This is a genomic window from Rhizobium sp. KNZ14-9A, from assembly GCF_056755015.1.
This window is the reverse complement of sequence record NZ_JBPGXB010000004.1, coordinates 224,650-237,678: the sequence shown is the minus strand read 5'-3', so window position 1 is coordinate 237,678 and position 13,029 is coordinate 224,650. Positions and strand designations below refer to the sequence as shown.

13 protein-coding genes are annotated in these 13,029 nt (G+C 60.5%); 6 read left to right on the top strand and 7 right to left on the bottom strand.

The features are described 5' to 3' along the window. Position 1 precedes the first annotated feature (1 nt). From ACR9ZQ_RS31540 to ACR9ZQ_RS31530, 3 genes are all read left to right on the top strand, one after another. Complete coding sequence (locus tag ACR9ZQ_RS31540; RefSeq protein ID WP_310381623.1) at positions 2-1,387, top strand: zinc-binding metallopeptidase family protein; 1,386 nt, start codon at positions 2-4, stop codon at positions 1,385-1,387. A 48-nt stretch (positions 1,388-1,435) separates the two neighbouring features. Then, positions 1,436-2,323: an MBL fold metallo-hydrolase gene (locus ACR9ZQ_RS31535; protein ID WP_481429602.1), complete on the top strand. Its 888-nt coding sequence runs from the start codon at positions 1,436-1,438 to the stop codon at positions 2,321-2,323. A 325-nt stretch (positions 2,324-2,648) separates the two neighbouring features. Continuing rightward, positions 2,649-2,855 carry a helix-turn-helix domain-containing protein gene (locus ACR9ZQ_RS31530; RefSeq protein WP_405049703.1) on the top strand — a complete coding sequence of 69 codons (207 nt, stop codon included), beginning with the start codon at positions 2,649-2,651 and terminating at the stop codon, positions 2,853-2,855. Positions 2,856-2,907: 52 nt separating this feature from the next. Here the strand turns inward: ACR9ZQ_RS31530 and ACR9ZQ_RS31525 are convergent, their stop codons facing one another. The 5 genes from ACR9ZQ_RS31525 to ACR9ZQ_RS31505 form a co-directional block, all read right to left on the bottom strand. Continuing rightward, positions 2,908-3,816, bottom strand: a complete 909-nt coding sequence (locus ACR9ZQ_RS31525; RefSeq protein ID WP_481429601.1) for a homocysteine S-methyltransferase family protein — start codon at positions 3,814-3,816, stop codon at positions 2,908-2,910. A 120-nt stretch (positions 3,817-3,936) separates the two neighbouring features. Beyond that, entirely contained in the window at positions 3,937-4,626 is a 690-nt protein-coding gene (locus ACR9ZQ_RS31520) for an ABC transporter permease (RefSeq protein ID WP_481429600.1), read from the bottom strand. A gap of 12 nt (positions 4,627-4,638) precedes the next feature. Continuing rightward, positions 4,639-5,364: an ABC transporter permease gene (locus ACR9ZQ_RS31515; protein ID WP_481429599.1), complete on the bottom strand. Its 726-nt coding sequence runs from the start codon at positions 5,362-5,364 to the stop codon at positions 4,639-4,641. Positions 5,365-5,376: 12 nt separating this feature from the next. Beyond that, positions 5,377-6,150, bottom strand: coding sequence for a transporter substrate-binding domain-containing protein (locus tag ACR9ZQ_RS31510; protein ID WP_481429598.1), 774 nt, complete (start codon positions 6,148-6,150; stop codon positions 5,377-5,379). 44 nt (positions 6,151-6,194) lie between these two features. After that, positions 6,195-6,974, bottom strand: coding sequence for an ABC transporter ATP-binding protein (locus tag ACR9ZQ_RS31505; RefSeq protein ID WP_310381610.1), 780 nt, complete (start codon positions 6,972-6,974; stop codon positions 6,195-6,197). Between the two features lie 162 nt (positions 6,975-7,136). Here ACR9ZQ_RS31505 and ACR9ZQ_RS31500 point away from each other — a divergent pair, with 162 nt between their 5' ends. After that, positions 7,137-7,601 carry an Lrp/AsnC family transcriptional regulator gene (locus ACR9ZQ_RS31500; RefSeq protein ID WP_310381608.1) on the top strand — a complete coding sequence of 155 codons (465 nt, stop codon included), beginning with the start codon at positions 7,137-7,139 and terminating at the stop codon, positions 7,599-7,601. A gap of 108 nt (positions 7,602-7,709) precedes the next feature. Here ACR9ZQ_RS31500 and ACR9ZQ_RS31495 read toward each other — a convergent pair whose 3' ends face one another. Beyond that, on the bottom strand, positions 7,710-7,931 hold the full coding sequence (locus ACR9ZQ_RS31495) for a hypothetical protein (RefSeq protein ID WP_310381606.1): 222 nt from the start codon (positions 7,929-7,931) through the stop codon (positions 7,710-7,712). Between the two features lie 389 nt (positions 7,932-8,320). On the opposite strand from ACR9ZQ_RS31495, the gene ACR9ZQ_RS31490 reads away from it, so the two are divergent. Beyond that, positions 8,321-8,713, top strand: a complete 393-nt coding sequence (locus tag ACR9ZQ_RS31490; RefSeq protein WP_310381604.1) for a YciI family protein — start codon at positions 8,321-8,323, stop codon at positions 8,711-8,713. A gap of 31 nt (positions 8,714-8,744) precedes the next feature. Next, a complete protein-coding gene (locus ACR9ZQ_RS31485; RefSeq protein WP_481429597.1) occupies positions 8,745-10,016 on the top strand; it encodes an RNA polymerase sigma factor in 1,272 nt (423 codons plus the stop codon). 104 nt (positions 10,017-10,120) lie between these two features. On the opposite strand, the gene ACR9ZQ_RS31480 is transcribed toward ACR9ZQ_RS31485, so the two are convergent. Next, a complete protein-coding gene (locus ACR9ZQ_RS31480) occupies positions 10,121-13,015 on the bottom strand; it encodes a patatin-like phospholipase family protein (RefSeq protein ID WP_481429596.1) in 2,895 nt (964 codons plus the stop codon). Between the last annotated feature and the right edge of the window lie 14 nt (positions 13,016-13,029).

Genomic DNA, 13,029 nt, shown 5'->3' with positions numbered 1-13,029 from the left:
CATGCAGGATCGCTTGAAGACGGAAACACGCCGCATCTGGTCGGGGCTTGCCGCAGAAATCGAGCAACTCTTTGCGGAGATGTGGAAAGTGCCGGAACTGCCGGCGCTGGAATACAAGTCGCAGGCGATCCTCTGCGACTTCATCGAACGGCACGGTTTTTCGGTGGAACGCGGCGTCGGCGGCGTGCCGACCTCGTTCATCGCCCGCATCGCCAAAGGCGACGGCCCGAAAATCGGCATCCTGATCGAATACGATGCGCTGCCGAGCCTCTACAATGACGCGGTTCCCTACCGGCAGGGCAATCGCCGCCTGCCCGGCCATGGCTGCGGCCACAATCATATCGGCCCGGCCAATACCGGCGCCGGTATCGCCGCCGCCAAGGCGATGATCGAACTCGGCCTGCCCGGCGAGATCGTCATCGTCGGCTGCCCGGCCGAGGAAATCGGTTGGGGCAAGCTTGCGCTGCAGGCAGCCGGCGTGTTTGACGGGCTCGACCTCGTCCTGACCTCGCACGGCGACTACCAGAACGGCTCGCTTGCCCGGCCATGCCACGCCATGGCGAGTGGCGAATTCAAGTTCATCGGCGAAAGCGCCCATGGCGGCAAGACCGCCACCCGCAACGCACTGCTGGCCGCAGAAGCCGCCTATGCGGAATTCGACAGCCTCCGCAAGGAGGTTTCCGGCCTGCAGCTGAAGCACGTCTATCGCTTCGCGGGCATCACACCTGGCGTGACGCCTGAGGAAGTGCGCCTCTGGTCCTCCGTCCGGCATCATGACTTCGACATAGTGCAGCAAGGTTACCAGCTGATGCTCGACACCTACAGCCGGATCGCTGCCGAACAAGGCGTCGAACTGGTGGCCGAGCAGATCGCCAATTGCCGCGGCTATCTCGGCAATGACACCGTCGGACGTGTGCTGGATACGTGCCTGAGGGAAATCGGCCCGCCGCGCTGGACCGAAGCCGATATCGAATGGATGGAGCAGCTTTCCGCCGCCTGTGATCCCGGCAAACCTTTCAAGCTGCATCGTGAACTCGAATATTTCGACACGGGCATCGATTACTACGGCCAGGATGACGGCGACATCAGTTGGCATATCCCGCTCGGACGGGTTAACTGGGCCTATCCAGACAATGTGCCGATCCATCACTGGGCATGGACGGCGCTGTCAGGACATTCGTCGAGCAGTCCGGGGCCGCTGATGGCGTCGGAAGCGCTTGCCATGGGCGCGATCACATTGCTGGCATCGCCGGAAACGATCGCTACTGCCAAAGCGGAACTCAGCGAACGCACCGGCGGCAAGCGTATTCCGGGACCGGCACCGACGATTTCCGACGTGCTGGCAAAGGATCCGAAGTCCTTCTGGGACGCGACCTGGGCGCGCTGAAGCACCCCGCTCATCATAATGTAAAGGCTAATGTCCAGGAGGAACCGAATGAAGGGCATGCTTGACGACTTCCGCATATTCGAACCATATCCAGGCATATTCGCCTATTATGACGGGCGCATCGCCGGCAAGCGGCTCTATTCGGAAGGGCCCAACTGGCTCGACGACGGCGCCTTCAGCCTCGGCATCGCATCCTATGCGATCGTCGATGGCAATGAGGCGCTGGTCTACGACACCCACATAAGCCTAGACCATGCCCGCGCCATCCGCGCCCATCTGGAAGCGCGAGATATCTCGAAGATCACGGTCGTCCTCAGCCATTTTCACAACGACCATATCGCCGGCAACGAGGTATTTGCCGATTGCATCATCATCGCGAATGGCGCGACCGCCCGGCTTCTCGAAGCGGAAAAACCGCGCATCGCCGCCCGCCTGCCGAAGATCGATCCTGTCATCATGCCGAACAGCCTGTTCGACGGCAGCCGGTCGATCACGGTCGGAAGCCGCGCGATTGAACTCCACGAGTTCAACATCCACAGTCCCGATGCGACGATCCTATGGCTGCCTGAGGAGCGGCTTCTGTTTGCCGGCGACACACTCGAAGACACCGTCACCTACATAACGGATGCTGCCGCCCTGCCGCAGCATCTGGAAGAACTGAGACGTCTGCGCTCCTTTCCCATCGCCCGTATCCTCCCCTGCCATGGCGATCCGGATCGTATTTTCGCAGGCGGCTACGAACCTTCCTTCATCGACGCGACGATCCGGTATGTCGAGGCGATGAGTGACGAGGCGCCAGAACCGGAGATCTGGCGCAAGCCTCTGGCCGAAGCGGTCAGCGAGGATGTGAAAAGCGGCGCGCTGATCTACATCCCCGCCTATGAAGATGTGCATGTCTCCAATATCGCATTGCTGAAGACCTTCCGAGAAAGGTGAGGCGTTTACGAACGCTCTCCAATGACATCCACTACGCAACGGACCCGACCTGGGCGATGACCGGATTTATGGAGCATCCTTGAACAAGCGGCACGGGGGAACAGGCTGAAGTTTCTTCATGCAGGCTATGCCGGTCTGCAATCTCACGCTGATGTGCAATCCGATCGAGCCTCTGCCCCGACCCCCTCGCGTGATGGTCTTGATGAGATTCGAACTGCCAGACTGGGAGCTTCCGACAACATTATCGTTCACCGCGAAGCAAGATCGGGTGACTGCATCGACGCTCGAAACCGTGGCCGAGGATATGGGAATGCTGCCATAACCTCTGGCAACAGATAAAGCCCTGGCGGCCGTTCTGGCGCAGACAATCGAGCGAGGTGGCTTCGCCATCGATGATCTTAACCGCCAGATCTATCAGATGACCATGCGGCAAGCAGATGGCAACGTAGCACGGGCAGCCCGTAGGCTCGGGCTCAGTCGGGCCCAGTTCGCCTATCGGCCGGGTCAGATCAGCAACGGAAGGAGCCGCTAAAACAATGCTGCCGCTGCCAACTCCCAGGCTATGAGCGATTTCGGCGGGTGCTTCAATCCAAAAACGTCTTCCTCAAGCGATGAATATGAGCAGCACCGATGCCGCAGCAGCCACCGATTATTGTCGCACCCGCTTCGACCCAGGAGCAGGCATAACGCGAATAGGCATCGTCGTTCAGATCGTTGCGGGTGTCGTGCAGACCTTCATTGGCGGCTGCGTCGCCTGTTTCCCCTTCGAATGCATTGGCGTAGACGCCGATTTCGATGGAAGCATCCATCTTTCGGAAGACCCGCGCTGCCGTCTCCACTGCCGCCTGCATGACTTCGGGCTTGCTGCAATTGAACAGGAGAGCCTCGGCGCCCGATGAAACCGCCCAGGATGCCGCGTCCTCGACCCTTTCTTCGGAGCGAAGCTTCGGTTCGCCGCCACTGATGGCTGCCTCGTCATCCGCCAATGTGAAGGAAATCCAGAACGGCTTGCCTAATGTCGCCACCGCCTTGCGGACAGCCTCTGCCTCGGCGATCAGGCTCAACGTCTCGCCGAGCCATATATCGACAAAGGGGCCGAGGTTTTCGACAAGCACCTTAAGATAATCCTGCACCCGCGAAGGCTGAAAATTCTGCGGCTCGTATGAACCGAAGATCGGCGGCAGCGACCCGGCGACCAGCACCTTGCGCTCCGTAACGGCATCCGCCGCCTCGCGCGCCAGGCGACCGGCGAGACGGATCAGCGCCGGCCCTTCCTTCCGGAACCGATCCTCGCCGATGTGAAAGGGCACGAGTGCATAGCTGTTTGTCGTAACGACCTCAGAACCGGCGGCGATGAATTCCTGGTGTACCTTGCGCACGATATCCGGCGCGTTGATCAGCGCCAATGCCGACCATTCCGGTTGTTTCAGTTCGGCACCCAGCCGCAGCAGCTCGCGGCTCATGCCGCCATCGAGAATTCGCGTCGTGCTCATGAAGAGGTCTCCATTCAGGCTGTCGCGCCGTCAGCGGCGGCGGGCTTTTCATAACAAAGTGGGCGAGTTGCGCGTGGTTCGTGCGCCAGGGAATTCATGAGCCAGTCCTTTTACGTCGGCCTAGCGGCGAACCGGCACCTGCGCTTCGAGACCTCGAAAGACGCGGGCGATCACTGCGGTCAGCGCGAGATAGAAGAGGGTGACGACCAGCAGCGGTTCATAGACGAGCAGCGTGTCCTGCCGAACCTTGTTTGCCACGGCGTAGAGATCCATCACCGTCACCGTAAAGGCGAGCGGTGTCGCCTTGAGCTGCATGACGATCTCTCCTGCAATCGTCGGCAGGGCGATGCGAATGGCACGCGGCAGCCAGATGCGGCGGGTCAGCATCCAGGGTGAAAGGCCGAAGGCCCGGCCCGCTTCGAGCTCACCCTTGGGAACTGCAAGCAGCGCGCCGCGCAACACCTCTGCCTCATAGGCGGCATAGTTCAGCGTGAAACTGACGGCGGCAAAGAAGAAGCCCTCGCGCAAGACTGGCCAGAACAGGCTCTGGCGGATGCCGGGGATCACGGGGAGCAGCGAGCCCACCCCGTAGTAGAGGAGCCATAACTGTATCAGCAGAGGTGTGCCGCGGAAGAAGGTGCAGTAGCTGCGGGCGAGCAGCCGTGTCAGCCCGCCGCCGCTGACCTGCGCGAAGGCGAGGCCAATGGCGATGACGAAGCCGAACACCACGGAAATCACCAGCAGGCAGACCGTCTGCCAGGCGCCCGTCAGAAGCAGCGGCCAATAAGAAGAGATCCAGGTGAAACTCATGGGGCGCTTTCTTCAGGCAAGGCGCGGCTGCCCTCGCCGTACCCGTCCCTCGATCAGCTTGACGATGACGTTGGAAACGAGCGTGATGGCGAGGTAAAGAAGGGCCGAGGCGAGGAAAAAGACGAAGTAGTGTTTGGTGCTTGCCCCGGCAAGACGGGTGGCGAGCGTCAGCTCCTGATAGCCGACGACCGCGACCAGCGCGCTGTCCTTGGTGACCGACATCCACAGATTGGCAAGACCCGGCAGGGCGTTTGGCAGGAGCGTCGGCAGCAAGACCCGGCGGAACCTCAGCACCGGTCCCATGCCGAAGGCCTTGGCGGCTTCGATCTGACCGACAGGAATGGCGAGGATCGCGCCGCGCAGCACCTCCGTCATGTAAGCACCCTGCACGAAGCCCAGCACCATGACGGCCGCGACGAAGCCGTTCACGTTGACCGGTGGCAGGTCCAAGGCGGCCAGGAGGCGGTTGAGGCCATCGGTGCCGGCATAATAAAGCCCGACGATCAGGATCAGCTCCGGAACGGCGCGGATCACCGTAGTGTAGAAATCGAGCAGCAAGCGGAGCACGCGATTGCCCGAAAGCTTTCCAAGCGCGCCGCCCATGCCGAGCAGCAGGCCAATCGCGAAGGCGCAAGCCGAAATGGCGACCGTGGAGACCGCACCTGCCAGAAGAACGCCGCCCCATCCCGGAGGATAGGGAGACAGCAGGTCCAGAAAACTTTGTTGCGCGCTCGCCATTGTCAGGACTGCTTACTTTGCGCCGTAGATGTCGAAATCGAAGTATTTCTTGGTAATGGCGTCATACTGGCCGCTGGCCCGGACTGCGGATATCGCCGTGTTCAGCTTGGCTTTCAGCTCCGTGTCTTCCTTGCGCAGGCCACCCGAAACGCCGGCGCCGAGAATTTCCTTGTCGTCGGCGACGTCACCCATCTTGGCGCAACAATCCTTGCCGCCATCGCTTTTCAGGAAAGCGTCAAGCGCCAGTGAATCGCCGAAAACATAGTCGATACGGCCGGAGGCGAGGTCCTGAAAAGCCTCGTCGAGTGTCTGGTAGGTTTTTTCTTCCGCAGCCTCGGCGAAATACTTCTTGTAATATTCCGACTGGATCGTCGACACCTGAATGCCGATGGTCTTGCCCTTCACGTCCTCGGCATTGGCGCCCGGCTTCTGGTCCTTGGGACCGATCAAGGTGCTCGGCGTGTTGTAATATTTGTCGGTGAAGTCGATCACCTTCGAGCGTTCCGCGGTGTTGGACATCGACGACCAGATCACGTCGAACTTCTTGCTTTGCAGTGCCGGAATGAGACCATCCCAGGAAATGTCGACGATCGAGCATTTCTCCTTCATCTCTTCGCAAACGGCATTCATCAGGTCGATTTCCCATCCCTGCCATTGGCCCGACGCGTCCTTGGCGAAGAAGGGCGGATAGGATTCATTCATGACGCCGAAGCGGACTTCGGCCTGTGCGGTGACGGCAGAAAGCACGAGTGCCGCGCCGGCGAAAAGCGTGGGGAGCAGTTTCATTCGCAGGATTCTCCTGGTTTGTGTTGTCGACGAGAGTTCGCGCATCAGTGGGCGCGCAGACCGGTAAATTCCCGGCAGCGGGCGCTCACTGGCGCCCCGAATATCTGCTCCGGCGGACCTTCTTCCTCGATCCGTCCCTGATGCAGGAAGAGAACACGGCTCGAGACATCCCGGGCGAAGCGCATTTCATGCGTGACGATCAGCATGGTCCGGCCTTCTTCCGCGAGATCACGGATGACTTTCAGAACTTCGCCGACCAGCTCTGGATCAAGCGCCGAAGTCGGCTCGTCAAACAGCATGACATCAGGGTCCACGCAGAGCGCTCTTGCAATCGCCGCGCGTTGCTGCTGACCACCGGATAAGAAAGCGGGATAGACGTCGCGTTTATCGAAGAGCCCGACCTTGTGGAGCAGTGCCTCGGCCTTTTCGATGGCCTCGCGCCGCGAAATGCCCATGACGTGCACCGGCGCCTCGATGACATTTTCCAGCACCGTCCGATGAGCCCAGAGATTGAAACTCTGGAAGACCATCCCGAGCCCGGTCCGCACCCGCTCGATCTGCCGCCAGCTGCGCGGCTGCGGCCGTCCGCCCCGACCGATCTTCAGCACAATCTCCTCGCCGTTGACCGCAATCCGGCCACGATCCGGCATTTCCAGGAAATTGATGCATCTGAGGAAGGTGCTCTTACCGGAGCCCGACGAACCGATGATCGAAATCACATCGGACTTGTGGGCCTGCGCCGAAATACCCTTGAGAACCTCTTGCGAGCCGAAGCTTTTATGAAGATCTTCGACGCGAAGAGCAGGAAAGGGTTGATCCGACATGCATGGTTCCGGCTGAACTGAATTTGCGAAGGATAATGATAAAATAACGCGGTTTTTTCGCGCAATTTTCATCCATTCTGCATATTTTGTGCAAAATAATCTTCCCCGTGCGGCAAATGCGGCAGAATACGTGAAGTGCTACGGCAGGAATTGGACTGGGCAATGGAACAACTGGATCGCTTTGACCGTGACATTCTCGATATCGTTCAGCGAGACTGCCAGCTGAAAGCCGAAACGATCGCGGAACGGGTCGGGCTATCGGTCTCGGCCGTGCAGAGGCGGTTGAAGCGCCTGCGCGAGGAAGGGATCATCAAGGCGGAGGTGGCCGTCGTCGACCGCAAGTCGACGGGGACATCGATGGTGTTCATCGTCGGGATGGAGATCGAGCGGGACAATTACGACGCGCTGGCGAAGTTCCGCCTCTGGGCAGAAAAGCAGGATCACATACAACAGGTCTATTACGTCACAGGTGCGGTCGATCTGATCGCGATCGTCACCGCCCGCGACGTCGAGCACTATGACGACATCGCGGCCCTGATCATGGCGGAAAACCCGCAGATCCGCCGCATGCACACGAATGTCGTGCTGCGAGACGTCAAGCTCGGCCTGTTCGTCCCGCTGGAATAGCGTGCAAGCAATGGTCCCGCCACCCCGTTGGGTTTGGGCAGCGGAGAGGTCCCAGGTAGAACCGGCCACTTATTGGGTGACAATCAAGGCTCAACAGAGCCTGACAGCTCATTCCTCAGGCACGCCGTCAAGAAGGCCATCATAGACATCCATGAGCGCGTTGGTGATCGCCTGACCCAGCGCGTTTCCGGCTTGGCGAACATCGTCATCGGTGCCGTCCCGCGCTGCCCTTGCAAGCTCGAAGCCCTGGTCGCCAACGATCTGCTTGGCCATTTCGATTGCCCATAGCCCGAAATCGCCGCGGTTATCGATCTTGATTGTATCGTTCATGTGCTGGGCTCCTGTGATCAGCAGCGAGGATTTACCCACTCGCGCCAGGAAAGGCCAGCCTTCGACGTGGTGTGATCTGCTTCAATCTTTCATGATGCGCCTGGATGGGCACCGGCGCTCTCAGCGAACTGGTTGTCGCAAGAAGCCTATGGGAAGTCAAAAGCGCCGCGATGGCTTGGCGGATCGTTCAATCCAAGGATTTTCTGCGGTGAATTCGTTTGTGGCGATCTCGAGGAGCTCCGGGGCGGATGCAGGATTTGCCGGCGCTCTGCTCTAAGCCGATTTTTTCAAGATTATTGTCGATTTGCGAAAGGCTGCTTCGTTGTCAATATGAGCGGGCTTGTTCAGCGGCAATGGTGCCGGCGTCTCGCTACCGGAGGAATCTTCCTATGCGTTTCATGTCTATCGTCACGTCCACCGATTCGATGCACCCGACGCCCGAGCTTATCGAGGCGATGGGCAAGCTTGCCGATCGGGAAATCAAGGCCGGCCGCATGCTCGACACGGCAGGCCTGATGCCGCTCGCGACCGGCGCCCGCGTCACGATCCGTGAGGGCAAGCTAAACGTGATCGACGGGCCTTTCGTCGAGGCCAAGGAGGTCGTCGGCGGTTATGCGATCTTCGAGCTGCAAAGCAAGGAGGAGGCCGTGGCGCTGGCGGTCGAGTTCATGCAGTTGCACAAGGATCTTATGCCCGGCTGGGAAGGCACGTGTGAAGTGCGCGCCTATTTTGAACCGGGTGCAGACGGAATCTGCGACCCTCTCGCCGAAGCAAGGGCATGATCCTCTCGACCTGTAATCGGGACGGACGGCCGTGACGGTCGCCGGCACCCATCAAACGATCCTGGCCGTCTGGCGGATCGAACAGCCGCGGCTTATCACCAGCCTGGCACGATTGCTTCGCGACGTGCCGCTGGCCGAGGATCTTACCCAGGAAGCGCTCACTGTAGCACTGGAACGCTGGCCGACGACCGGAATCCCCGAACGGCCCGGCGCATGGCTCATGACCACTGCCAAGCGTCGGGCGCTCGATCATCTGCGGCATCGCCGGATGCTGGATCAGAAGCACGAGATGATTATTCGGGAAATGGAAGCAGAAGAGCAGATCATGCCCGATCTAGACACTCCTCTGGATGACGATATCGGCGATGAAATGTTGCGCCTGATATTCACGGCATGCCATCCGCTGATCTCGCGCGAGGCGCGTGTGGCCCTGGCTTTACGGATGATCTGCGGCCTGACGACGCAAGAAATCGCCAGGGCATTTCTGGTGACGGAAGCGGCGATCGCCCAACGCATCGTCCGCGCCAAGAAGACATTGTCGGAATCGGGGCTGGCCTATGAGACACCGCATGGCGAGCAGCTGCCGCAACGTCTCGCTTCGGTGCTGGAAGTCATCTACCTGATCTTCAACGAGGGTTACACGGCCGCCCGCGGCGACAACTGGTTTCGGCTGCAATTGTGCAATGAGGCGCTGCGGTTGGGCAGGGTCCTAACGTCAGTGGCGCCGCAGGAGCCGGAGGCGCACGCTTTGCTGGCCTTGATGGAGCTGAACGCGTCCCGTGCTGCGGCGCGCACGGATGCGGCCGGCAATCCGATCCTGCTTCTAGAACAAAATCGCGGCCGCTGGGATCAGTTGCAGATTCAGCGCGGGTTGAAGGCGTTGATGCGGGCACAGGAGCTTGACGGTACTGGCGGGATTTATGCCCTGCAGGCCGCGATCATCGCATGTCACGCAAAAGCGATAAGCGCCGATGAAACCGATTGGAGGCGGATCGCTGATATCTATGCGGAACTTGCCGGGATTCTGCGTTCGCCAATCGTCGAACTCAATCGAGCCGTGGCCATCGGCATGGTCGAAGGCCCCAAGGCGGCACTGGACATCATTGAAAGCCTGCGCGATGAGCCTGCATTGAAGAACTATCATCTTCTGCCGAGCGTTCGCGGCGATCTTCTTTATAGGCTTGGCCAATACGACGAAGCGCGACGAGCCTTTGAAGCGGCAGCCGCGCTTTCCGAAAATAACAGGGAGCGTGATTTCCTCATGCGCCGTGCTGGCGAAGCTGCCGCCGCATCGAAGGGTTGATCCGGCTGAGAGCGGCTCTTTTTGCTTTAAGCTATTCTACAGCCTGAAGGCCGCCCCATCGGTCTCCGCCGTTTATCACGACCAGCGACACAGGCTTGCCTTTTCTATTGCCCCGTCAGTCCTGCCTGAATGTCCCGGCAATCGTGCTTGCCTCCTGCTCCTGCGAGACTAGCCAGAAGATCCCTCCACCGCTCGTCATGCTTTGCGACGTCATCCTGCTGAGCCCAAAGCTTGACCTTCTTGGCTGCGGCCTCGTCCTGATAGGTTTCCGCGACATCGCTGTGCAGCGTCAGAACCAGCGTTTCAACGTCTCGGGCAGACAGGATCTCGGTCTCCGATAAGCTCTTGGGATTGGTGAACGAGAGCGAATTGGGAAGCAGCCAATGCGTCCCGATTCCGCCATCTCGGAAAACACGCGGCATGGTGATCTCGTGGATGCTGACTTCAGAATTATGATCGCAATAGAGCTTCTCGATCGCCGTGCGAAGCTCCGTCTCGAGGCCGAGGCCCAACTGGCCCCCGGCGCCAAGCACCGAGCCAAAACCGAAGCTCTCGCTATAGCGGCCGGCCGGCGCCGAAACATCGGCGATGACGACGTGCAGCGGCGGCAGCGTCTGCGGTGATTGCGGCGCTGAGTGGAACGCATTGCGGATGGCGTAGTAGAGCGTCATAGCGCCACGGTTTTCGACCGCTCCGCCATCGGTCACCCAGTATCGTGTCCTTGCTTGGCCGGATGCTTCGATGTCGATTGCAGCATCGGGAAAGACCGGCGGAAAGTTTGCGCTCAGGGCTGCGGCGCGCGCGATCGACATGTCCGCATTGTCGAGTGTGACGAGCTGCATGTGCAGCGATCCGTCGTCCGGCGGAGACGCAGGCGCGGCAAGATTGGTCAGCACCAACCGCCCGCCCGCCTGGGCGGCATCCAGAAATTGGCGGCAGCGTGTCGCTCTCTCGGGAAGCGAAAGGCTCCGATCGGCTTGGCAGGAGGGGCTGTCATCGGAAAAAGATCCGACGATCGCGGTGTTGAGCATCACGCCGAAGGACGGCGCTTCCATCGTCCCGGCACCCATATGACAGATGAAGGATTCAGCGAGAATCGCGCCCAATCTCGAGCGTGCCGGTATCCAGCCCGTCACGTCCTCATCCGGCCTTTGAGCTTCACGGCAGGCCGAGGACGCCCAATGCCAGCGCCCGAAGGCGAAGCGCATATCGCTCGCACCATCGATCACCTGTTCGATGAAGGGCAGCGCCATGGCTTGCGAAAAATCATCCCATGCCTTGACGTCCATGCTGTCACGTGGCCGGCGAAGCTCCTGCTCATGAAGCGCGAAATAGCCGAGCGCAGCGCTGCCACCAGAGACGCCACTGACAAGCACGACGTTGCAGATCTGGTCGTGCTCGGCCAGCCCCCGCAGCAGCGAGGCCGTGTAGATCGCCGCACGCGTGCCGCCACCGGAGGCGATAACTGCAATTCGCGGCGTTGTGGGCTGGAGCGGACCGCAGCCGCCATTGGGTTGGCCGCTTTCGAATAGGAATGACGCGGGCTGCTTGCCCACATGTCGTTCGGAGCGTGTTGCAAGTTCCGGAGGCTGGATCGCCCGCAGGAAACTGAAGACAGCAGGACCGCCGATGAGGCCATAAGCCAGCGCGCCGACGAGGGCGGGATAGACGAGCGTCGAGCGCTGGAAATTGCGCAGGCTCGCAAGCAGATCCCCGGCCGGCGCCTGCTCGGCGGGCAGGCGCTCCAGCTGCGCACGAAACTGCGCGAGCACTTCCGCCGGCGTCATGAACTGTATCGCCCGGCCAGACGCGGCCTTGGTCCGCTGCTGGTACTGATCCTCGTAGCGGCCCTCGATCTTCAGGCGCCCCGCGCCATGCAGCGCGATTGTTCGGCCTTGGTTGCGGACCGTGCTCAAGGTCTCGCTGCCTTCATAGTCGTAAGCGATTTCGACAGGAGTGATCGTCTGCCGCTCCCTGTCCATGAGACGCATAAGCCGGCGCGCGACGAAGTGATCGCACCAGAAGGCATAGTACCAGGCGACGGCATAGGCGAAGGCGATATAGCGCATGAGCGTCGTATTGCCGTAGCCTTCGGAGCCGGCATTGAAGAGATAGGTGATGTAATGAACGTCGGCGAGGCGAAGCACTGCGACGACAATGACGAGAACGCTGATGACCCGCTGCGGGCCAATGAAGAAAAGACGCCCGATCGTCTGAAGGATTTCCATCAACCGGTCGAACAGGATGCCGAGGAAAAGGGCGATCCATGCGGCAAACCCGGTCACCAAGAAAGCGTACCAGAGATAGTGATCCGGCACGAACAGGGTGAGTAGCGATCCGGGCAGAAGCAATTCGACCGGATAGCGGATTGGGGCGATGACAAGGGCCGACACCAGCGCGGCAATCGGTCCGCGGCCCATGAAATCGTAGCGATTCTTGGGCAGGAAAAGCTCCACTTTCGGCAGGCTGTCGGCAAGCCCGCCGCCTGCATTGGAGCGGAATAGGCACCGCGAGAGCAGCCAGGCCGCCGGCAGCGCAAGCACGAGTGCGCAGACGATCACGGCGCCGATATGCAGGCGGGGCCGCGCCGTCATCATGCCGTAGGTTTCCGGGCGCGAATTGATGATGAGAAGCGCGGCAAGGGCCGCAAGGATCACCAACTGTCCGGCAAGCAGATACTGGTTGAAGACCGCTTGCCGGCTAGCTGCCGCATGCAGCAGGAAAAGAAGCGCGAACCCGATCGCAAGCAGACCGAGATTGCCCCAGCGCATCTCGACGGTCGGACCGAGCGCCATGGCAAGGGTCAGAATGCCCCCGAGCAGCGGCACAAACCAGGCATAGCCGTCGGGTGCGAGCCATCGCCACGCGAGGCGCCGCCCCTTCGGCAGCGGCTGGTTCAGCCAGGCATCGAATTCCCGCCACCATCGAACGAAGCCCCGGACGCGTTCGCCGAGCCAATTGTAGATGCTGGCTTCCCGATGGATGGGGTGTTCGCTCATCAGCGTGTTTCCAG

Coding starts and splice junctions, on each gene's coding strand:
- ACR9ZQ_RS31540 (WP_310381623.1), top strand. CDS start 2: ATGCAGGATCGCTTGAAGACGGAAACACGCCGCATCTGGTCGGGGCTT.
- ACR9ZQ_RS31535 (WP_481429602.1), top strand. CDS start 1,436: ATGAAGGGCATGCTTGACGACTTCCGCATATTCGAACCATATCCAGGC.
- ACR9ZQ_RS31525 (WP_481429601.1), bottom strand. CDS start 3,816: ATGAGCACGACGCGAATTCTCGATGGCGGCATGAGCCGCGAGCTGCTG.
- ACR9ZQ_RS31520 (WP_481429600.1), bottom strand. CDS start 4,626: ATGAGTTTCACCTGGATCTCTTCTTATTGGCCGCTGCTTCTGACGGGC.
- ACR9ZQ_RS31515 (WP_481429599.1), bottom strand. CDS start 5,364: ATGGCGAGCGCGCAACAAAGTTTTCTGGACCTGCTGTCTCCCTATCCT.
- ACR9ZQ_RS31510 (WP_481429598.1), bottom strand. CDS start 6,150: ATGAAACTGCTCCCCACGCTTTTCGCCGGCGCGGCACTCGTGCTTTCT.
- ACR9ZQ_RS31505 (WP_310381610.1), bottom strand. CDS start 6,974: ATGTCGGATCAACCCTTTCCTGCTCTTCGCGTCGAAGATCTTCATAAA.
- ACR9ZQ_RS31500 (WP_310381608.1), top strand. CDS start 7,137: ATGGAACAACTGGATCGCTTTGACCGTGACATTCTCGATATCGTTCAG.
- ACR9ZQ_RS31495 (WP_310381606.1), bottom strand. CDS start 7,931: ATGAACGATACAATCAAGATCGATAACCGCGGCGATTTCGGGCTATGG.
- ACR9ZQ_RS31490 (WP_310381604.1), top strand. CDS start 8,321: ATGCGTTTCATGTCTATCGTCACGTCCACCGATTCGATGCACCCGACG.
- ACR9ZQ_RS31480 (WP_481429596.1), bottom strand. CDS start 13,015: ATGAGCGAACACCCCATCCATCGGGAAGCCAGCATCTACAATTGGCTC.